The 22,039-nt window shown below is 39.9% G+C and carries 18 protein-coding genes and 2 tRNA genes; 9 read left to right on the top strand and 11 right to left on the bottom strand.

Going from position 1 to position 22,039, the window contains the following annotated elements; genetic code table 11:
- Positions 1–202: 202 nt before the first annotated feature.
- The 3 genes from BLR53_RS19570 to BLR53_RS19560 form a co-directional block, all read right to left on the bottom strand.
- Positions 203–292, bottom strand: a tRNA-Ser gene (locus BLR53_RS19570).
- A gap of 210 nt (positions 293–502) precedes the next feature.
- A complete protein-coding gene (locus tag BLR53_RS19565; RefSeq protein WP_074591858.1) occupies positions 503–1,048 on the bottom strand; it encodes an NADPH-dependent FMN reductase in 546 nt (181 codons plus the stop codon).
- Positions 1,049–1,072: 24 nt separating this feature from the next.
- Positions 1,073–3,151: an HD family phosphohydrolase gene (locus tag BLR53_RS19560; protein ID WP_074591857.1), complete on the bottom strand. Its 2,079-nt coding sequence runs from the start codon at positions 3,149–3,151 to the stop codon at positions 1,073–1,075.
- A 391-nt stretch (positions 3,152–3,542) separates the two neighbouring features.
- On the opposite strand from BLR53_RS19560, the gene BLR53_RS19555 reads away from it, so the two are divergent.
- Positions 3,543–4,085: a YfiT family bacillithiol transferase gene (locus tag BLR53_RS19555; RefSeq protein WP_083332144.1), complete on the top strand. Its 543-nt coding sequence runs from the start codon at positions 3,543–3,545 to the stop codon at positions 4,083–4,085.
- A gap of 11 nt (positions 4,086–4,096) precedes the next feature.
- Here the strand turns inward: BLR53_RS19555 and BLR53_RS19550 are convergent, their stop codons facing one another.
- Both BLR53_RS19550 and BLR53_RS19545 read right to left on the bottom strand, forming a co-directional pair.
- The gene (locus BLR53_RS19550) at positions 4,097–6,121 is read right to left on the bottom strand and encodes a cation:proton antiporter (protein WP_037438262.1); all 2,025 of its coding nucleotides are present in this window, start codon (positions 6,119–6,121) and stop codon (positions 4,097–4,099) included.
- A gap of 66 nt (positions 6,122–6,187) precedes the next feature.
- Positions 6,188–7,426: a cation:proton antiporter gene (locus BLR53_RS19545; protein WP_037438261.1), complete on the bottom strand. Its 1,239-nt coding sequence runs from the start codon at positions 7,424–7,426 to the stop codon at positions 6,188–6,190.
- Between the two features lie 173 nt (positions 7,427–7,599).
- Here BLR53_RS19545 and BLR53_RS19540 point away from each other — a divergent pair, with 173 nt between their 5' ends.
- On the top strand, positions 7,600–8,106 hold the full coding sequence (locus BLR53_RS19540) for a hypothetical protein (RefSeq protein WP_037438260.1): 507 nt from the start codon (positions 7,600–7,602) through the stop codon (positions 8,104–8,106).
- Positions 8,107–8,112: 6 nt separating this feature from the next.
- Here the strand turns inward: BLR53_RS19540 and BLR53_RS19535 are convergent, their stop codons facing one another.
- Positions 8,113–9,270: a metallophosphoesterase family protein gene (locus tag BLR53_RS19535; RefSeq protein ID WP_074591856.1), complete on the bottom strand. Its 1,158-nt coding sequence runs from the start codon at positions 9,268–9,270 to the stop codon at positions 8,113–8,115.
- A 241-nt stretch (positions 9,271–9,511) separates the two neighbouring features.
- On the opposite strand from BLR53_RS19535, the gene BLR53_RS19530 reads away from it, so the two are divergent.
- Positions 9,512–11,449, top strand: coding sequence for a KUP/HAK/KT family potassium transporter (locus BLR53_RS19530; RefSeq protein ID WP_074591855.1), 1,938 nt, complete (start codon positions 9,512–9,514; stop codon positions 11,447–11,449).
- Here BLR53_RS19530 and BLR53_RS19525 read toward each other — a convergent pair.
- Positions 11,446–12,234, bottom strand: a complete 789-nt coding sequence (locus tag BLR53_RS19525) for an AraC family transcriptional regulator (protein ID WP_074591854.1) — start codon at positions 12,232–12,234, stop codon at positions 11,446–11,448. The genes BLR53_RS19530 and BLR53_RS19525 overlap by 4 nt on opposite strands.
- Positions 12,235–12,350: 116 nt before the next feature.
- Between BLR53_RS19525 and BLR53_RS19520 the strand changes: the two genes are divergently transcribed.
- From BLR53_RS19520 to BLR53_RS19510, 3 genes are read left to right on the top strand one after another with little or no spacing between them, the layout of a single operon-like run.
- Complete coding sequence (locus BLR53_RS19520; protein WP_244889586.1) at positions 12,351–13,643, top strand: TolC family protein; 1,293 nt, start codon at positions 12,351–12,353, stop codon at positions 13,641–13,643.
- 1 nt (position 13,644) lies between these two features.
- Positions 13,645–14,703: an HlyD family secretion protein gene (locus tag BLR53_RS19515; RefSeq protein WP_037438257.1), complete on the top strand. Its 1,059-nt coding sequence runs from the start codon at positions 13,645–13,647 to the stop codon at positions 14,701–14,703.
- A gap of 1 nt (position 14,704) precedes the next feature.
- Entirely contained in the window at positions 14,705–16,300 is a 1,596-nt protein-coding gene (locus BLR53_RS19510) for an MFS transporter (protein WP_074591852.1), read from the top strand.
- 51 nt (positions 16,301–16,351) lie between these two features.
- Here the strand turns inward: BLR53_RS19510 and BLR53_RS19505 are convergent, their stop codons facing one another.
- Positions 16,352–16,669: a hypothetical protein gene (locus BLR53_RS19505; RefSeq protein WP_074591851.1), complete on the bottom strand. Its 318-nt coding sequence runs from the start codon at positions 16,667–16,669 to the stop codon at positions 16,352–16,354.
- A gap of 166 nt (positions 16,670–16,835) precedes the next feature.
- On the opposite strand from BLR53_RS19505, the gene BLR53_RS19500 reads away from it, so the two are divergent.
- Positions 16,836–17,015, top strand: a complete 180-nt coding sequence (locus BLR53_RS19500) for a hypothetical protein (RefSeq protein WP_037438254.1) — start codon at positions 16,836–16,838, stop codon at positions 17,013–17,015.
- Positions 17,016–17,116: 101 nt separating this feature from the next.
- On the opposite strand, the gene BLR53_RS19495 is transcribed toward BLR53_RS19500, so the two are convergent.
- Both BLR53_RS19495 and BLR53_RS19490 read right to left on the bottom strand, forming a co-directional pair.
- On the bottom strand, positions 17,117–19,240 hold the full coding sequence (locus BLR53_RS19495) for an ATP-binding response regulator (protein ID WP_074591850.1): 2,124 nt from the start codon (positions 19,238–19,240) through the stop codon (positions 17,117–17,119).
- 316 nt (positions 19,241–19,556) lie between these two features.
- Positions 19,557–19,925, bottom strand: coding sequence for a response regulator transcription factor (locus BLR53_RS19490; protein ID WP_074591849.1), 369 nt, complete (start codon positions 19,923–19,925; stop codon positions 19,557–19,559).
- 118 nt (positions 19,926–20,043) lie between these two features.
- On the opposite strand from BLR53_RS19490, the gene BLR53_RS19485 reads away from it, so the two are divergent.
- Positions 20,044–21,426 (top strand): exonuclease domain-containing protein, encoded by a 1,383-nt coding sequence (locus BLR53_RS19485; RefSeq protein WP_074591848.1) that lies wholly within the window; start codon positions 20,044–20,046, stop codon positions 21,424–21,426.
- Between the two features lie 64 nt (positions 21,427–21,490).
- Positions 21,491–21,564, top strand: a tRNA-Arg gene (locus BLR53_RS19480).
- A 137-nt stretch (positions 21,565–21,701) separates the two neighbouring features.
- Here BLR53_RS19480 and BLR53_RS19475 read toward each other — a convergent pair.
- Positions 21,702–22,039 (bottom strand): transposase (locus BLR53_RS19475; protein ID WP_143007920.1); only part of this gene is annotated, 338 nt, incomplete at its 5' end.

The following is a 22,039-nucleotide window of genomic DNA, read 5'->3' as shown; positions in this document are numbered from 1 at the left end:
ATTAAAGAATGGTAACCGTCCTGCATCAAGTAAGAAATCTAAAGCAACAAAGCTAAAAATATAAGAACTGATCCACAAGTTTTTGACTTGATCCCTTTGCTCGTACGCATTTTTTGGTTTAAACCAGCCTTGTACTGAAGAAGTACAGAGCTGGCTTTAAACCAAAAAATGCTACTTATCTTAGATAAGCAGCATTTATGTTTGGCGGAGGAAGAGGGATTCGAACCCTCGGTACCGTTGCCAGTACGACAGTTTAGCAAACTGTTCCTTTCGGCCACTCAGGCATCCCTCCGTTTAAATTTGTTACCCGTTTTTCGGGATTGCAAATATAGTAAATGATTCATATCTGCAAAAATTAATTACACATTTTGTTACGCCGATATCAGGATATGACAGCTTTTCGCTGGCATCATATTGAGAATCAGAAGTATAATTTTTTGATTTTTTTGATATATTTTTTGAGATTTTGGGAGAATAAGTAAGATTTGCCCAATCTTTCCTGTTATCGCAAGTTTTTCTTTAAAGATATTGTCAGTGTATTTATCAGTTTAAATACTGCTGCTTCTGTTTTTAGGTCCGTGAAATGACCATTTTCATCGAATTTACCCTGCCCACCGCTAATCAATAATTTTAATTCAGTTGGAATTTCTTCCTGTAAAAGAGTTGACATGATCAGATCTAATGATTCAAAGGCTTTTATGCCCGAGGCGGATAAAATAATAAAGGCAAAAGGTTTAAATGAAAATACAGTCTCTGATACAGTCCATTCTAATGCATTCTTAAGTATTCCTGGTAAACTGAATACATACTCAGGGCTGCAGATCAATACAGCGTCAGCGGCTCTTATCTCACTTAGAAATGTAATGACACTAACAGGCATCTCATCAGGATTAAGCCCCGCACTGAAATAAGGGAGTGATTCCAGATCGAAATTTTCAAAAGAGATTTCATTAGCGTATTCACTGGCTATCGCCCGCAATAGCTTTTCATTACTGGAGTTTTTTCTCGTGCTGCCAGATAAAGTGAGCAGCTTTGGCTTGGTTTTCAATAGAAAAAGTTTTGCAGTAGTGCTTTATACGTTCTGCAGGTAGTCGATCCGAACGTGATAGATACTCATTAGCATCGTTTTAAAAATGAGTTTAATCGTCTCCAGATCTTTTAGGGTCAGGTCGCAATTGTCAAGTTGGTTTTGTTCAAGTTTATAGTTGATAATTCTTTCTACCAGGTCATTGATATTTTGCGCATCTGGGTTTTTGATACTTCTGGAAGCAGCTTCCACAGAATCGGCGAGCATTAAGACACCAGTCTCTTTGGAGAACGGAATAGGACCTGGGTAGCGGAAAGTATTCTCGTCAACAAATTTCTCGGGAGAATTCTTCAGGAAGCTCTGATAGAAGTAATCTACACGTGTATTTCCATGGTGTGTTCTAATAAAGTCAATAACACTTTCCGGAAGCTGATGCCTACGGGTAATTTCGATTCCCTTGTGGACATGTTTGATAATGATCTGCGCACTTTGCTCATAAGGGAGCTTATCATGCGGGCTTAGCGTTGTATTCTGGTTTTCAATAAAATATTGCGGATTTTCAATCTTGCCAATGTCATGATATAATGCACCTGCACGGACAAGAAGTGAGTTTCCACCGATTTTAAAGATAGCTGCTTCCGCCAGGTTAGCTACCTGCAGAGAGTGTTGAAAGGTGCCAGGAGCTTTGAATGCAAGCTCGCGTAGTAACTTATTGTTGGTATTGGTCAGCTCGATTAATGCAACATCGGAAGTTATACCGAAGACCCTTTCAAACGCATAAATTAACGGATACGCCAATAGAGAAAGTAGGACGCTGAAAATGAATGGCACAAAATTCATCCATTCGATTTCCTTGAATGAGCCCTCTCTCAGCAATCCAATACCCAGGAAGCAGATGAAATACGCAGTCAGGATATATAATGCAGACAATAGAAGCTGCTCTCTTTTAATCAGGTTACGGATGCTGTAAATCGCGACCATACCTGCTGTAGTCTGATAGAACACAAATTCAAAGCTGTTTGGTACGAAGAAACCCGCTATAAGGATTACCAGTAAGTGCAGGTATAAGGCAAGCCTGGTATCAAATAATATTCGGATGATAATTGGAACGATACAGAACGGAATATAATAAAGGCTCGGCAGATTTAATTTTATGGAGTAGGTGAGTGAGAGGAGCATACTGGTAATGACGAGCATTAAGAGCGAAAGCTGCCTGTTGTCTGCATAGATATCTTTACGGAATAAATATAAAAAGATCATTAACAGGCTCAGAATGAAACTAACCAGCAAAATCTGACCGAGGTAAACAATTTTACTGTCACCGATGGTTTTTGTTTGTGCCTCATAAGTTTCTTTAAAAGATTGAAGCTTCTGATAAACCTCATCGTCGATTACATTATTCCTGGCTATAATCAGTTCACCTTTCTGCACCATCCCGCGGGTTGTAGAAAGACTGTTAATCGTATTGTCCTGAACAATTCCCGTTAGCTTCTCATCAAAGAGAATATTAGGCTGTAAATGGTCTTCTACCAGATTCATAACCATTTCCTTAACTTTTAAATTTGTGGTTGTGAAGGTTTTATTGAAATAATCCAGGGCCGTTTGTACGGTGTAAAGATCCTGTGTACTGATGGTTTTAGTCACATTATTATTCAGGAGAGAGACGTCATAATACTTTCTTCCTTTCTGGTGCTTGGCATTAGTTGCTATAATACCTTTCTGATAGATTTCGTTAAGCAATTTTAAAGAGGCGGTTTTATTGGCGACCCGCTCATCTTCGGGAAAGGCATTGCCATTCCATTTAACATCAAATTCGTTGGCATAAGCCTCATCTACATCCTGAAGCAATTCAGAGTCATACCTGTAAATTGGCAGAACGTTTTCAAGCGCGTCTTTTTTATCTGTGCTAACCTGAGGATTAGTTTTCAAGATAGCAAAGCTGAAAGGCGAGATAAGATCTTTATTTAACCATATTTTACCTTTTTGAAATTCATATCTGAAACGTGGCTGTTTAGGTAGAAAAAAGGTAATGATAAATACAGTCAGCGCCATCATAATATACTTGATATTAGCGGAATACTTCCTGTACAGGATCTTATGAGAATTCTTTTTGATTTTAGCCAAAATGATTTGATTTGATTTTCAAAAATAGCAAATTTCAATGAATATGAACAGTTTAGCGCCGTGGAAGCAGGTATTTCTATTTCTGGTCCATTTTAAACCTTTAATTTACTGGTTTTGTTTTTCTTTGAACGAAAGTGTGGCGGCTGTATTAGCTACATAGTCCGTTTAGATTTAGTTCATACTTCCTTCATTGTCTGTTCAATCTCGAATGAACAAACAATGAAGGAAGTATGAAGAAACAATGAATAAAGTATGCCTGAAATGTTAACATGATCCAGCCAAAACTACTATTAATCTATAGTTAATAACTAGTTTTTTGGAGCATGTCTAAAGCGGCATAAATCCTTTGTTCTTTTATTAAAAAATAGTCTGGGTTTTTTATCTTCGTTGCATGACTGAAGATCTGGAAGAATCATATCGTTATCCCATTGGCCGTTTTAAGCCTGCCGAGGCTTTTACACCGCAAAATAAAATGGCCTGGATTGGCTCTATACGCTCAATACCGCTGTTACTGGATTATTGTCTAGAAAATATGGATGAAGAACAATTGCTGGTACCGTACAGAAAAGATGGTTGGAATACGATTCAGGTAATTCATCATATCGCAGATAGTCATATGAATGCCTATATCAGGATGAAGCTGGCACTGACTGAAGAAGCCCCGGTCGTTAAACCATATGATGAGAATTTATGGGCTGAACTACCCGATGTTTTTGAGGTGCCGCTTAATGTCTCAGTTACCTTAATACACGCGCTTCACCGCCGCTGGACAGCATTAATGGATGCAATGACAGACCAAGACTGGAACAAAATTTATATACATCCGGCAGATGGAAAGGGGGTGCCACTTTGGCAGATGATTAATTTATATAGCTGGCATGGTAAGCACCATGCCGAGCAGATTTTAGCATTACGCAAAAGAAAGGGCTGGTAGGCCTTTTCTTATCAGGACATTTGCGGATAAATCAGAAGTTTGGTCTGTTTTTCAAAAATCACGTCAAGTTTACGCTGTGTGTGTGTCAGGGATAATAAATAGTTTGTATCCTCTTTCCGGTCCAGTACGAAGATCATAAAATCATTAACCGAGATCCTGGACTTAAGCATTCTCCAGTCCTTCCATACTTCTGCCTCATCAAATTTAATATTGATGCTGGATTTGGTATGCAAAAGATATTGATTGATGTGTGTTTTGGTCGCTTCATCGCAATAACAGATTACCGGCAAGCTTAATTCAGCACTGATCTTACATACTTTGGATAACCAGATGCTCATTGTAATTTCCGGCAGGTAAGCAGGCGGGCAGACCAGCTGCAGTCTGTCGTGTACGGATATCGGTTTATTGAGATGCAGAATAAAAAGGTGCGCATCAGATTTTTCTATCAGCGCCGCAGATTTGTCCCCAAGAAATTTATCCAGCACAGTTGTGCGCCTTGGCCAGCCGGTAATAATGATATTAGCGGCTTTTTCTTTCGCAATACGAAGTACACCACTAGCGATATTATGGTCTAATGTGGCAATAAGTTTAATCAGCGTGCCATTTCCGGACGCATATTTCGCAGAGTCATTGAGTTTTTTTCTTGCGTTAACCAGGTTTGCCTGCGCATTATCGCTATCTGGTACTACGGAGAGCAGGGTGATCGGCTGTTCTGAGTTTTTGTCTTTTAACAATAAGGCCAGATCCAGCATGGTATCCATATTATTGAAATCGGCAATAGGTATCAGAATACTTTCCTGCTGTTGCACAGGAGCGGGACCATCAACCTCTTCTGCAGATACGATCTGCCTTCCTGCTTTCTCTGTTGCAAAAGAAGCCACTACACAGGTAACCAGGATTAAGATAATGGTACCGTTAAGAATATTGTCGTCAATAATTTTGGCCTGATAACCAACTAAAATAATAGCCAGTGTTGCTGCAGCATGTGCACTGCTGAGGCCAAAAATAAGTAAACGCTGATTTTTACTATAGCCGAAAATCCATTGTGTAAAGGTCGCACTGAGGTATTTACCAATCAGCGCAACCACAGTTAACGAACCTGCAATAATTAAGGCTTCAGGTCCGCGGAATAAAACGCGCAGGTCGACTAGCATACCTACGCTGATCAGGAAGAAAGGAATGAATAAGGCATTACCTACAAATTCGATTCTGTTCATTAAAATGGAAGTATGGGGAATCAGTTTATTTAGTGCCAGTCCGGCAACAAATGACCCTATAATTGGTTCTATGCCAGCTAACTGCGCCAGGAATGCAGAAAAGAATACAACAGAAAGAACGAAAATATAATGTGAGGTTTTTTCACTTTCCAGTTTTGTAAAAAACCATTTGGCAATCTTCGGGATTATAAAGAATACAGTAGCAGTGAATAAACTTAAAGAGATAGCCAGCTGTATCCAGAATGTGGAGTTGAGTTCCCCTTCCACAGATCCCATAATGACAGCCAGGATAATTAAAACAGCGGTATCTGTTAGAATCGTTCCGCCAACAGTTACCGCTACAGCTTCATTTTTTCCAATTCCGAATTTATTGATAATCGGATAAGCAACCAGTGTATGCGTAGCAAACATGCTGGCAGTTAGCAGGGAAGTTAAGAAGGAGTAATTGAGCAGATAATAACAGACAGGAAAACCTATTAAAATGGGAACAGCAAAGGTTAAAAAGCCGAATATAAAGCTCCGGTGCTTTTTCTTTTTGAATTCGGCCAGGTCCAGCTCTATACCGGCGATAAACATGATATACAAAAGACCGATGGTAGAGAATAATTCGATTGCTGAATTTTTCTTCAGGATATTGAATCCGTAAGGGCCAATGATTATACCTGCAATAATGAAACCTACTATACCAGGTATTTTTATCTTTCCAAGCAGAATAGGAGCTATCAGAATGATAAATAGTAACAAGGAAAAGATCAGTACCGGATTGGTAAATGGCAGATCAAACTGTCTTGTTAGGTGCGTTAAAAAATTCGAATGCATAAATGTTTGTTTAAATCCTGTTGTCTTTCATTAGGAAAACAACAGGCATATGACCTTATGTTCTTGCTATTTAACAAGCCTGTCCACAACTTTATTGAGGGTGAGGCCCTGCACAATAATAGAAAAAATCACGATAGTATAACTCGCAGATACAATAAGTGGTTTATAATCGGAATCCGGTAAAGATAAAGCAAGTGCAACCGAAATACCGCCCCTTAAACCAGCCCAGATTAAAATACCCAATCTGTTATAATCTACTTTCAGCGAACGGCGCAGCAGAATTCCGGGTGCAGCAATGCTGACACCTCTGGCAATGAGTACAAATACGACCGACAACAAACTGATTGCCCAGTAATTGGTAAAGAATGGGATAACAACTATCTGTAAGCCGATCATAACGAATAAGATGGTATTCAGCAGATCGTCAATTAAGCCCCAGATTTTATCCAGCATACTTTTCAATCCGAAAGTTCCCTTACTTTCTCCTAGTTCCATGTTACTCAGCATAAGGCCTGCGGAAACAGCTGCCAGCGGAATAGAAACATGGAGTAAGCCACCTATCACAGAGATTCCCATCACCATGGAGATCGTAATCATAAGTATCGTTTGCAGGTCATCTACTTTTTTAGCTAACCTGGTGCAAAAATAACCGGAGATCACACCGAGGAGTATCCCGCCGAAAACTTCCTGGATAAATAATTCACCGGAGTGAGACCAGGAGAACGCTACTGAAGTATCTACGGTAAGCTCACGCAAGGTGACAAATAGTAAAATACCCACACCATCATTAAACAGTGATTCACCGCCGATTATGGTTTCCAGTGAAGGTGGTATTTTTGATTTTTTTAATACTGATAGAACGGCCACAGGATCGGTAGGTGAGATCAGAGCACCAAAAAGGAAACAGTAAATGAGTGGGATTTCCACACCTATAACCGGTCCTATCCAGTATAAAAGAAACCCGAAAATAGTCGTACATCCGATTACACCGACAGTGCTGAGGATTAATACGGTTCTTTTTTGTTCTTTAAGTTTTTGATAGTCGAAATGAAGGGCGCTTGCAAATAGCAGGAATGCAAGCATTACGTCTAGTAGGGTTTTGGTAAAGTCGATACTTGAAGTGAGTTCTGATACTAATGCGTAAGCAGCAGGGAAAGTTTTACCGGTTAGCATAATGAGTACTGAAAAGGCAATGGCTATAACCATAATACCTATAGTACCGGGCAGTTTAACAAAGCGATGATTAAGATAGGAAATCAAACCGCTAATGGTCACCAGGATCGTAATAGAAGTAAACGTGTTCATTTAATAATTAAAAGTGTCAGCTTGTATGCAATATAATATACGGCAACAAAATAACATTATCTTAAGTTTTTTTTATCTGCTCAATGTCATTCCACGATTTCCAACGATCTGAAAAAATTTAGGAAGATTGAAAAAAACAATGTACTTTGATTTTAATAAAGCAAAAAAAAACTATGAAATTAGCGTTCGGAACCAGTTTTCATAATCAGCCGAATTATTTTATTGAGAAAATATGGAGGGGACTTTTAGCCGGTTCTGATGACTTTATAACTAATTATCAGAACTATCAGCGACGCTACCTGGAGAAATTTGGTGTATGCTGGGATGGCGAAGATTTCGGCGAATTTATGGAGCCAAAGCTACATACGATCAGAAAAGATCTGGACAATGAATGGTCAGCAGGGAAGACTATACAGCTGGTTATTAATCTCAATGCGACCGATGAATTTCAATTTGCGCCGCAAATAACCTGTACTTCGGTACAGCGGATCCATATAGATTATTCGGGACTGATTAAAGAAAACGGTCCTGCTGTTTTTATTGATTATGAACTGCTGGATCAGGAAACCCTGGCCAAGCTGGCTATTAATGATGGATTTCCAACTATTGCTGACTTCTTTCTGTACTTCAACGAAGAGTTCGCAGGAAACCTGGTACACTGGACGCCAATCCGGTATTAAATTCAATTAAGCCTGTTCGTTCAAATAAGCGGCTTTTTCAGCTGGATTGAATGTATATTCAAATTCTTCGTATAAAGTAGCACTTTCACCTTCTTTTAAGCCTTCGTGAGGGATTGCGTAATAGCGTCCTTTAATGGTTCTTCCTTCAGTATTTCTTTCTATGCTGAGGTTTAGAAACCCATGCTGCATTGCGCAGAAACGTTCCAATTTCACGTTGTCGAATAAAGGATTGTCGTTGCTGTAGCTGATATCATCTGCTTCTGCCAGCCAATGCATTTCGTCAAATCCTCCGGCGCCACAAACGATAAAAGGAACGATATTGCCGTCTGCATAGGTTTTGCTGAAACGCTGATAATTATGTACATGCCCGCTAAGTACTAATTCTGGTTTTACACCGGCTTGTTCGAAACAATCGTCCAAAAATGTGAGCATGGGCAAACTGGATCCGTGATTGAAGTCTGCGGAATAAGGGGAGTGGTGCAAGGCTACAATCAGCGCTTTTTCCTGCTGTTCAGTTGCCGCATGTTTTAATTCTTCTATAAACCATGCTTTCTGCTCTGTCGTAATTACACCGTATTTGGGAACATTAGTGTATAGTCCGATTATATTTGCCAGTGGGGTCTGCAAAGTCCAGTAGACATTTGGCTGCACACCGCTCAATCTGTCTTTTTTACTTCCAAAAGGTACTGCCCGGGGCGCTGATCCGCAAAATACACTGCAGAAAGCATCCAGACTATGGTAGGGTTTTTCACTTAGCGGGTTTACGTCACTATCATGATTTCCGGGAATCGCAAAGATCGGAAGCGGATAGTTTCTGTAAGGTTTGAAGAACTGTTGTTCATATTGATTAGCTTCTCCATGGTGATAGACTATATCGCCGACATGAAAAAGAAAAGATGGTTTTTCATCAGCTGAAGGTGCTTCGAGAAATTGTCTGCCCATTTCTTCTGCAATCTGTTTTTGGAAGGCAGGGGATTTTACTCCACCTGTATCTCCTGCAACTTGAAAAATCATTTTATCTGGTGTTGCGGTCTGAATCTCTGGTTCTAGCCGGTAAGGATACTGACCAATTGCTACGGGAGCCGGCAGGTATTTATAATTATCGTCTGGTTGGTTAAGTTTAAAGAGGGGTTTTACGGGAATGCTTTTATTTTCTGACAACATGATGCTAAATTCGGAATGAACAGGCTATTCAGGCAGGAAGGTGGCATTGACCGGATGGATGAGCTGTCTGAGTGTATCCTGTGGTATGATCTCAAATATCGCAAAATTTATGCGTAAAAAAGACTTTGAGGCCGCTCAGATCGAAATTTAACCTGTATTTAACAGTCAGATGATAAATTATAAGATATGCACATACTCAATCATTTACAATTGCATACATTTGCGCCACTAATTTAAAGAGATGGCAAGTCATAAGGATGTCAACAAGCTGACAGCAGCAGGTGTGTTAATTAGCCTGGGCATTATTTACGGGGATATTGGCACTTCTCCTTTATATGTTTTTAAAGCTATAATCGGCGACCGGCTTATTACAGCAGATCTGATCCTGGGAGGGTTGTCCTGCATCTTCTGGACGCTGACACTCCAAACTACGCTGAAGTATGTAATTATTACTTTACAGGCAGATAATAAAGGGGAGGGGGGTATCTTTTCTTTGTACTCTCTGGTAAAACGAAGAGCTAAGTGGTTGATTATACCAGCAATGATTGGGGGAGCGGCTTTACTGGCAGATGGTATTATGACCCCGGCAGTTACGGTCTCCTCTGCAATTGAAGGTTTAGGCATTATCTACAAAGACCTGCCGACTGTGCCTATTGTAATTCTGATTATTACATTCCTTTTCGGAATACAGCAATTCGGAACTTCTTTTATTGGTAAGGCATTTGGTCCGATCATGTGGATCTGGTTTACGATGATTGCAGTGCTGGGAACGGTTTATGTGTTGAGCTTTCCGGAAATATTGAAGGCTGTTAATCCATATTACGCCTACCATATTCTAACGACCAATCCAGAGGCTTTTCTCATTATAGGTGCGGTATTCCTGTGTACAACTGGAGCAGAAGCACTGTATTCGGATCTCGGGCATTGCGGAAGATCGAATATTCGAGTGAGTTGGATTTACGTTAAAATTTGTCTGATTCTAAGTTATATGGGACAAGGCGTTTGGTTATGGCAATTGCAGGGAACACATCTGGGGCAGGTGAATCCTTTCTTCCATATTATGCCGGACTGGTTCCTGATTTATGGAATTCTGATTGCCACAGTAGCTGCTGCAGTCGCAAGCCAGGCACTGATTTCGGGATCTTTTACGCTGATTTCTGAAGCTGTCCGGTTAAATCTCTGGCCTAAAGTAAAGATTAATTTTCCGAGTAATTCAAAGGGGCAATTATATGTTCCCTCCATGAACTGGATATTATTCGCCGGTTGTATTCTGGTTGTGCTCATCTTTCAAAAGTCAGAAAATATGGAGGCTGCATACGGACTTTCTATTACTGTGGCCATGCTGATGACAACGATTCTGGTGTCTATATTCCTGATCCGTAAAAAGGTTCCTTATTACCTGATCGGACTATTCCTGCTGGTTTATGGTATTATTGAAATCACATTCCTGTTAGGAAATGTCGCCAAAATCATGCATGGCGGATGGTTCACTTTACTGCTGGGGATATCCTTATTCTCTATCATGTGGACCTGGTCTAACGGCCGCAGAATCAGAAACCGGTACATGCGCTTTGTGGATATTGAGAAATTCTACCCGATTCTTGGTAAGATCAGCGAAGATGAATCGATTCCAAAATATGCATCTCAACTGGTTTATCTGACGAGTGCGAATTTTGCAACCGAAATTGAATCATCTATTATGTATTCCATTATTCAGAAGCATCCAAAAAGGGCAGATGTGTACTGGCTTATTCACGTGGATGTAACAGACGAGCCGTTCACACTCGAATATAAAGTGGAACAGTTGATTGATAAGAAATTGATCCGCATTGATTTCCGGTTAGGTTTTCGAGTGGAGCAGCGTGTTAATGTGCTTTTCCGTAAAGTTGTTGAAGAGATGGTTGCCAACAAGGAAATTGACATTACCAGTAAATATAACTCGCTTAAAGAGCATCATATCGCCGGCGATTTCAGGTTTGTAGTAATCGAAAAAGTACTCTCAAACGCGGATACATTGAATCTGATTGAAAGATTCACGATGATTTATTATGGTTTCCTTAAAACATTCAGTGTAGCAGAGGAAAAAGGTTTTGGCCTTGATCTGAGTTTTGTTGCAGTGGAAAAGGTGCCGTTGATCGTAGATATTCCAACAGATTTTCAGCTGAAAAGATTAAACTAGATTTTCTTAGCAAAATCTGTCGGCCGGAAATTAGTTAATTGATGGAAAGCTTTGCTAAAGGCTGCGAGACTGTTATATCCGGTCAGATAAGCAATTTCTGAGGTGGTTTTGTCGTGCTGTAACAGCATTTCTATGGCTTTGACGGTACGGAGTAATTTGAGGTATTGCAGAAAGGAAATGCTCATCGTAGATTGAAATAGCCGCGACAAAGTCCGCTCACCCATTCCGAATCTTTCACTCAGGGACTGTAATGTTAAATGTTCAGAAAAATGTGTACTCAGGTACATAATAACCGGGCGAAGTCTGGTGTTAGCTGTCGTCGGCAATGCAATTGGTAAAGCGCGTGTATTAAGCTTCGGCAGGATATCTTTAATAGCCGAAAGGAAAGCAAAACCTTCTTCCTTTATATTCACAGTTCCATTCCAGTGTTCTGTAAATACTATCATCTCGAAAAGGAGATTATTGACGGGGTATATGCCCAACTTATCATAAAAGGGATCTTGACCATCGTCATGGAAATAGAGGTTTCTGGTTACGGTTTGTGCATTTCGCACTTTTAAATAATGCTCAAGTCCGCTGGGAATCCAGACATAGTGACGTGCAGGTATGATATAGGTCTTGTTCTGCATATAAATATAGGCTATGCCACCTTCTACATAGGTAAGCTGATGTTTTTGGTGTGCATGAGGCGGCAGGCGCCGCTCTACCTTTTCGTGCATAACGAAGATACCCTGCGGTTTCAGATCTATAGCTTTCAGGTAGGTGTGGGTGTCTAAATAAGGCATTGGCTGGAATGGACTAATAAATGGTAATATAGATAAAATTACAGGGTTATAAGCACCGTATTTTTGTGCTATTGTTTACCTATATGTATCATCTTCATAAAAAGACAGTACTAATTTTGCTGTCATTCGCTCTCTTCAATCCTATAAAAGCTCAACAACCAGTTAAAGGGGAGCTTTCCATTCAACAAATCTGGGATAAGGTTTCCGCTCAAAATAAAGCTATTCAGATTCAGGATCTCCGTGTCCGTGAATCCATAGAAGGTATTAAAGATGCCAAAGCGGAAAGACTGCCGGAGATTGGTGTAGCGGGTGAGTATGCCCGCGTAAGTAATTTTCCTGTTTATGAAAACGGCTTATTTCATGCACCTACACAGATGGAAGTAGTACATACCTCTTATCGCGTTGGCGGGGAAGCCTACTTAAATCTTTATAATGGCGGGCGGACTAATCTTAATATTAAGCTGGAGCAGAAAGAAAATGAAATTGCACAGGAACGCAAGCATCTGACTGTTTCAGAAATGAAGCTCCAGGCAGCAGCTCTATATCTCGATATGCAGCGCAGTACTATTTTTAAAACATTGTTACTTAAAGATATCAGTGACCAGCAAAAGCAGCTCGAGGAAATTCAGCAATTGCAAAAAAATGGTGTTGTGCTAAAAAGTGATGTGTTACGTGTGACTTTAAAGCTGTCCAAACAGCAAATGGCACTGGAGCAGTTAAATAATGACCTGAAAATTGCCAATCAAAAATTGAATATACTAATGGGGGAGCCGGATGAGTTCATACTTAACCCAGCTGCCGCGGACGATAATGAAATGCCTGTTTTACTTCCTTATCAGGAATATCTGAATACAGCGATGGGACATTCTTACGCTTTTAAAATATCGGAAAAGGAAGAGGAACTTCGTGAACTGGAGCTGCGTAAAGTGAAATCTAATACCGCTTTAAAATTAGGTCTTTTTGCAAATTACAGCTATTCCTACCCTCAAATTATGCTGTATCCATATTCAATTGCACTGTATGGTTTAGGAATGACGGGCGTTAAAGCCAGCTTTCCGATCTCCTCTCTTTACCACAATACGCATAAAACCCGCGCCGCTGTATTAAAAATACAGGAACAGGAGGTTGAACACAGTGGTACGGAGGATAATATACGGGTGGAAATAAATACGGCTTACCTGCGTTACCAGGAGTCTTTGAAAAGAATGGATGTTGCCCGCGAAAATATCATCCAGGCGACAGAAAACTTAAGGATTGTAAATAATACCTATTTCAATCAGTTGGCGCTTGTCACTGATTTATTAGATGCAGATACACAATTACTGCAAACCCGGTTCGATTATGCTGCGGCAAAAATAGCTGCTCAGTTTCAATATTATCAATTACAAAAGGCTATAGGCAATCTCTAAAATGAAAACTAACGAAAATTATACCAATACTGACAGGCTGATTACCAAAATAACGGCCTGGATTGCAACCGGAATTGCTGTCGCTCTCGCGATTTGGGGCGTGATCACCTTATTTCAATTATATAGATACGAAGAGACAAACGATGCCCAGATAGAGGAATATATTAACCCGGTAACTTCCAGGGTAACGGGTTATATCCGCAAAATTAAGTACGAGGAAAATGAGGCGGTAAATAAAGGAGATACGCTGCTGATTATCGATAATAGTGAATATGAATTGCAGGCAAAAGAGGCTGAGGCGGCCCTGGCCAACGCTAGGGCGCAGATCGGGGTTTTACAAAATGATGTGCAGTCGAATGCGGCAGTTTCTGTGGTTACACAAAGTCAGATTGCTTCGGCGAAAGCCAGGTTATTAAAGCAACAGCAGGATTATGATAGGTATGCAGCACTATATAAGGTTGAATCTGCTACAAAACAGCAACTCGAGAATAGTAAAGCGGCATTAGATGTCGCCACTGCAGAGTATCGTGCTGCAGTTGATAACTATCAGGCTTCCTTGTCAAAAGTTGAAGCTATCAAATCACAAAAAGGTGTTTATGAAGCAGAAATAAAAAGGAGGGAAGCATTGCTTGACCGTAACCGTCTGGATGTAGGTTATACAATAATCACCGCCCCTTATAATGGTAAAATGGGGAGACGTACAATCCAGGAAGGACAATTGATCCAGGCAGGCCAGACCCTGGCTTATATCGTAGACCAGGAAGCCGGTAAATGGGTGATTGCAAATTTTAAAGAAACTCAGGTTTCTACTATGCGGATTAATGGTCTGGCCGAAATCATGACAGATGCTTATCCTGGTCAGGTATTTAAAGGCAAAATTGTTTCCCTGTCCCCTGCAACGGGAGCGCGGTTCTCTTTACTCCCTCCAGATAATTCTACAGGTAATTTCGTAAAAATTGTTCAACGGATACCGGTAAAGATCTTATTAACTGATGACAAAGCTAAACTTGAAAATCTGAAAGCCGGGATGAATGCAAATGTTAAAATAAAGAAAGATTGAAATGAGCGCTGTATTACCGGTTTTTAAATCCTGGGTACCGGTCTGGCTAATCAGGCTGGCTATTTTTATGGCTATTCTTCCTGGTCTGATTTTATTTGGCCTTTCTTCGGTAAATATTACTGCTGCTTCTGGCTATTATGGCATTGAGCCAGCTGATGTCCAGTATTCTATGTTGGTGTTTTATGCAGCAGTATGTGGTTTTTTTGCATTGGAGAGGCGATTTTTCATTTTCACTGCTACCAGGGAATACTTTCTGCTAAGCATAATTGTACAGGTGATTACAGCATATATCTGTTATCATACGCACCACGCCTATATTCTTTTCATTTTCAGGTTTATTGAGGGGATGGCTAATTGTATGGCTACCAGTATCTGTATTACACTCATTTTTGGCAGCCTGAATAACGAAAGGGCCCGGGAAATTGGTTACTCGGTGTTTTATGGTATGTTACTTTGTGTTACGCCTGTTTCGACATTTATTACTGCTCCTATTTTGGATAACTTCGATTATAATGTACTTTATAAGTTTATCATTTTTGCCTACATGCCGGGAGGTATTCTATTACTGATGATTATGAATAATGTGCGGCTAAACCGAAAAATGCCCTTATATCAGCTAGAAGTCTACAGCTTTATTATCTATTCAGTTTTATTATTACTTATCGGATATACACTAGCCTACGGGCAGCAATATTATTGGTTCGACGATATTAGAATTGTCAGGAGTGTAATTGCGATCGTACTGTTAATGGCTATTCTGATACTGCGTCAGCTCAAACTTAAAAGGCCATACCTGAATCTCCAGGTGTTTAAATACCGGAATTTTGTAGTAGGTATGTTCATGATCGCTTTCTTGTATATTATTAGGGGGGCATTTTCAGTTGTTTCAACATATTTCACGACAATTCTGGGTATGGACCCCACACATCTGGGAAATATCATGTTATATAACGTACTGGGAATCGTTTTTGGTGTTGTAATCTCATCACGGTTGCTGATTCTAAAACGGCCAACCAGGCTGGTCTGGATTTATGGATTTATATGTTTACTCGTTTTCCATGTCTGGATGTGGTTTTTGTTTAGTACGCAGGCAGATGCAAATACTTTTATTATTCCTTTGATCCTGCAGGGGATAGGAGCAGGTTTGCTGATGATGCCTATTATCGTGTACTCAATCTCATCAGTGCCTGTATATCTCAGCGGATCAGCTTCTGCGACAGGAGTATTTTTTCGCTTTACTAGTTTTGCTGGAAGTATAGCCCTTGTTAATTATTTCCAGTTACAGCATAAGGCTAACCACTATAACCGTTTTCAGGAGCAGCTCAGTGGCTTGAATACACAACTGACCGAACGGTTAAATCTTTACAGCCGCATAGTAAGTGCAAAGGGTATACCGGTAGATCAAGCTGCGAAGATCAGCAGGGGCTTATTAAATAAGAGTGTAGACGCACAGGCGCAATTGCGCTATATGATGGATTATTATTATTTCATCAGCATAGTTATTATTGCGGCAATTCTGCTGATTGCGATGTTCCCATTTTTAAACAGAACGAAGATCAACGTAAAATCAAGTCAACCATCGCCAGTGTCTTTTTAAAATCAGCCGGGAAGCCTGAGCCATACGGTGGGCTTAAGAACGGTGAAGAAATTACGTCCGGATTATCTTCTCGTCTTCATCCTCATCCTTATCTCTTTTCCCGGCACCAAGGTCTGTATCTGTGTTTTTACCGAATAAAGATTCATCGTTTATACCCTTTTCAGGCGCTCTGTCTGCGTTTTCAGTCGGGGCCGGGGGTTGTTGATCGTTATTTTGATGATCTAAATTCTCAATAGAAGGCAAATTACCACTGTCCCGTTTTTCACTTGTACTGTTGTATTGAGGTCTTGTAATTTCTTCTGGTTTATTAGGGTTATAGTCCTTATTTACAGCTGTTTGAGGGTTTTTGTTGTCTTTTTCGTTTTCCATGTCTGATGTGATTTTGTTTCTTGTCAGTCTAACAATACCATGAAAAATTGGTTTTAAATAAATACAGGCGTATAATTTATGCTAATTATACTTCGTTATAGATTTGGAAGAAAACCAATATTTATTACCTTTAAGCTCAGAAATCAAATTTAATTAACAAAATATCATGGAAAAATTCGCAAAATTAAAAGAATTAATCGCCGGAGTTGAGGCAGATGCTGACAAGTTTTACAACTCAGGTAACGGTGCTGCCGGAACAAGAGTACGTAAAGCTATGCAAGATTTGAAAACATTAGCTCAGGACATTCGTACTGAAGTTACTGAAAAGAAAAACAGCACTAAATAAGATACTCTGACATTAATGTCATAAAAAAAACACCGGATACCATGTGTCCGGTGTTTTTTTATTTATTGGATTTTTACTGTTAGTTCGGTAGCACCTTGCAGTTAGTGCAGGTAGTCCATTATCTTTTCGGTTAGATCTGCAGCAGTATAGGGTTTGATCAGATAATCATTCATACCTGCGGTGAGGTAATCCTGATGTGCGTCCTGTGAGATCTGTCCGGTGATAGCCAGCACCGGTGTATTACTTCTCTGCAGATCTTTTGAGTTTCGGATTTTTCTAGTCAATTCAAGGCCATCCATGTCAGGCATCTGTATGTCTGTTAATACCATGTCATAATGGTTCTTTTCAAATAAGGTTAAAGCTTCAGAGCCGGTATTTGCGGTATCAAAATCAATACCTTGTTTCTTTAAGATCATACCTGTAACCACCAGGTTCATTTCTGCATCATCTACAACCAGTAACTTTTTGCCTTTGAAGGTTTCTGTCTGCAGGCCCGGTCTTTCTGTTGTGTATTCAGCATCCGATCCTTCTGATATTTTATAAGGTAATTCGATTTCAAAGACAGATCCTTTTCCGACATTACTCCGAACGTTTATTTTCCCATGATGTAATTCAATTAGTTTCTTACAAATAGGGAGACCCAAACCTGAGCCTTTCTGCCAGTCTATCCTGTGATAATGAACAACCTGTCTGAATTCATCAAATATATAAGGCAGATCTTGTTCTGAAATACCAATGCCGGTATCTGCAATACTAATCTGCAATGAAACCATTTTTTCAGGTAGTTTTTTTACTTTCAGATCAATCTTAATAGTACCCTGATCTGTGAATTTAATGGCATTGGCAACCAGGTTCAGCAAGATCTGTTTCAATCTGTATGGGTCTCCAGTTACTGTCAGGTCAGGTACATCATTCTGATCGTATACCAGTTTCAGGTTCTTCTGTGCCGATAGAACTTCGGTAGTGGCAATAATATCATGTAATACTTTTTTGTACCGGAAAGGCACTTTTGAAAGTGTAAGCTTTCCGCTTTCCAGTCTGGAGAAATCCAGGATCTCATTTACTGCAGATAGGAGCATGGAGGATGATGTCTCCAGTAAAGTCGACATAGACTTCTGTTCCGGGTTCAGAGTGGTGGTTTTTAATTGTTCTGTAACACCCATAATCGCATTCAGCGGTGTACGCATTTCATGACTGATGCTGGTGAAAAATCGTGATTTGAAGATTACCTGTTCCGAGGCCTTCTTATTGGCAACGAGTATTTTTGAATAAGTTTTGTATAACTTAATAAGTAAAAGTATAATAATAACGAAGGAAATGACACCTATAAAAAAGCTTATTTTACCGGATCTGTCAATTACTTTTAAGGCGTGTACGGTCTTATCTCTGAGCAGATTCTTCCGTACCTCGTCTAGTTGCAGTTCTCTGTGTTTAAACTCCTTAAACATGAGTTTGATATTTTGCAGAATCTGTTCGTTCAGCCTCAAAATTGATTGCTCTTTTTTACTGAGCTGCGCATGCGAACCGCGCTGTTTTTCTAGTAATTGTTTGTAGAAATTCTCTACCTGGTCCAGTTGCTTTTTGGTATAAAGGTTCTGCTGACTCTGCACTTTTTCATAAGTAGTTTCGATCCTGCTGTTTTTTGAAGTGTCTTTTAATTCTTTATTCAACAGTGCGCCTTTAAGACGCTGGAAGAATTTAGGTTTTTTGGTTTCGGTTTTAACCTCTTCTACGACTACCGTTTTTTTGACCACCTCATTAGTCGCTGGACGGAAGGATTTAATGACCTGGAGCTTCTGAACGGTGTCTACTAGAAGGTTGGCAGACATCAGGGAGTCTGTTAGTTTCTTTATTTGCGTATAAAGTAATACTTGTTCTTTTTTCTTAGCCAGATCCTGGGAGATGTCATCTGATATATTTTTGACATCTCTCCTGGAAAAACTCTCCAGGAGGTCTGAGATTTTTTTTATTTCCTGATTATATAGATTAAAGTATTTTCTGTCCCAGATAGAAGTATACATCCTGAAATTGTTTTCTGCGTCTTGCAAGCCCATGCTAATCGTATCGAGCTTCGCGATCTGCTCATTATTTGCCTGTAGTTCAAGACTGGTAGCATACAAGTTTTTCTGTTCGGCGTATTGATCGTAAGAAGTCCGCAGGAGTGTGATAATATAAAGGACAATCAGAATCAGTATAAATATAAAGGAAGCTTGTTTATTTTTCATTTAGAAATAATTTCATGACACTCACGGGAGCTTCAAATATTTGAGGTAGGCGTGACCATTACGGAATATAATTTACACAGAATTTACAAGCCGCGTGCCATGAATGTTTTTTTAGTCTTCTAAGCACGATTTGTATATTATTCGTCACCCTGTCTTAGTTACATCTAGGCATCTGGTTGGCCTACAGTGTATTCAATCCGGGCGTATCAAGATGGGGATAATAATCGGGATTAATTATATATTGGAAACAGGGGGTAAATTGCCCAAATCAAGGCGTTTTATCCAAGGTATTACACAATGAAAAAGGTAGGTTAGGTCAGGCTGCTGAAATCTGCAACTTAACCAGGTCAATCAAATTATACATATCAAATGGTTTTGCGAGAAAAGAATCTGGTGCTCCGGGAGATTTAACCACGCTTTGTAGATTATGGCTCGCGGAGATCATAATGACGGGAATCTGGCTGGAGTTGGAATCGTTTTTTATTGATTTGCAAACTTCCCTGCCATCCATACCGCCAAGCATAACATCCAATAAAATCAAGTCAGGCCTATCATTTGCTATTAACCTTTGTACTTCCATACCGTTATCCAGGGTCGTAACCTGATACCCTTCGTCTTCAAGGATGAATTTGATGATATTCAATATATCAGAATCGTCATCAACAGCTAATATTTTTTTGAGCATCGTTATTTTTGTTAATCTAAATACATGAAAGCTATTATAGTGCCAGAAATTCTTATCATAAATAATTTTTATACTAAAATAATTAGCATATTTGTATGTATTATCTACCTGATTAAAAATGTTATACGCTGTTGTTGATATCGAAACTACTGGAGGCTTCGCTGCCGGAAATTGTATTACTGAGATTGCTATTATTATCCATAACGGAGAGGAGGTCGTAGAGCGTTTCGAGACGCTTATAAACCCGCAGATGGAAGTTCCACTCTATATTCAGGGATTAACCGGCATCACGGATGATATGGTCCGGGAGGCGCCGGTCTTTACAGACGTGGCAGGTAAGGTTTATGATTTATTAAAAGATAAAATATTCGTCGCGCATAATGTAAGTTTTGATTATTCGTTTGTACGTCATCAGCTCCTGCAAAGTGGTTTTGATTTGCAGTCCCGCAAATTGTGTACGCTACAGCTGAGCCGTAGATTACTTCCCGGACACACTTCTTATAGCTTGGGCCGTTTGTGCGATGCACTGCACATTCCTCTAATCGGGCGGCACAGGGCCGGCGGAGATGCCGGGGCGACTGCTATTTTATTAGGACACCTGCTTCGTAATGATCCGGAACAATATATTTTACTGTCCCTACAGAAAAAAAGCAAAAAACAGATTTTGCCGCCGAACCTGTCTGAGAAGGCAATCGAAGAGCTTCCTTACAGTCCCGGCGTATATTATTTCCGCGATAATAAAGGAAAGATAATTTATATCGGAAAAGCAGTGAGCCTGCGTAAAAGGGTGATATCGCATTTTACGGGAAATAACGTCAACCGACAGCGGCAGGAATTCCTCAGAAATATTCACAGCATAGACTACACGGTTTGTGGTACCGAATTAATGGCGCTGATTCTTGAGGCTGCCGAGATCAAACAACACTGGCCGGAAAATAACAGGGCATTGAAACGTTTTGAACAGCGTTTCGGCCTGTATTCTTATGAAGATCAGAAAGGGTATATCCGGCTGGGAATTGATAAGCTCGACAAGCAGGGAAGGGCGCTATACAATTTTGATAGTCTGCTTTCAGGACAAACTATGCTTAAAGGGATGGTTAGTACCTATCAGCTTTGCGAGAAACTGTGTCTTATTCAGCGAAATAGAAACTCGTGTACAGGACTGCAAAGTGGTACTTGTAATGGTGCATGCTCTGGAGAAGAGTCTGCTGAACAGTATAACCTGCGGGTAAACCAGGCGATCGACCATTTGAAAAGCGTTTCACCATCATTTATCCTTGTAGACAAGGGTAGGGATACCGATGAAAAAAGCTTTATTTGTGTGGAAGAAGGTAAATTTACCGGGATGGGCTATTTTTCTTTTGATACAGATGTCCAAGATATGAGTACCCTGCGGTCCAACTTAGTCCCTTATCCTTCAAATGATTATGTGCTAAATCTTGTTTTAAAGTATGCTGAGGCACATCCTGAACAAAAAATTCTTCATCTGAAATCTGCATAAATTTGAAAAAACATTTGTTTGTATTGCACAATAATTCTATCTTTGGCCCACCGTAAAGGGAAACGCATCCATAGCTCAGCTGGATAGAGCAACGGTTTTCTAAACCGTAGGTCATAGGTTCGAATCCTATTGGGTGTACAAGATTTATTTCTTAATTTAAGGCGACGTTGCTCCAGACGTTGCCTTTTTTTATGCTTAAACTTTCTGATCTTTTGGCATTGATCGGATCAAGTCAAAAACGGATCAAGTCAAAAACTTGTGGACTAGGGGTGTTTTTAAGCGTAAAGTTGGGTGAGGCGATACAAGAAAAACTCAGTGCTTCTTACTCCCCTAAACTGGCTTCTAAATGCCTTTATCTTTGCATTGAAAGACTCAGCTGAAGCATTCGTGGAACGACTATCAAAGTAGTTTAGGATGGTTTCATAATGGTGCTGAATGGATCTTGAAATCGTATTGAACGACTTAAAGCCTGATTGCCTTACCGCCTCATGCCATTTGGCAAGTCTTGCCAGACCATAAAGTTTGTCGGTGGTTTTCTCGAAGATGTTACTCAGGTTTAGGCTTAAGTTGTAAGCTTGCTTAAGTTTAGGATATCTTTCAAATAATAGATCAG

Origin of the sequence: Pedobacter antarcticus, assembly GCF_900103515.1 — a bacterium.
In the GTDB taxonomy this organism is placed as follows: Bacteria; Bacteroidota; Bacteroidia; order Sphingobacteriales; family Sphingobacteriaceae; genus Pedobacter; species Pedobacter antarcticus.
This window is presented reverse-complemented; position numbering and strand designations above follow the sequence as displayed.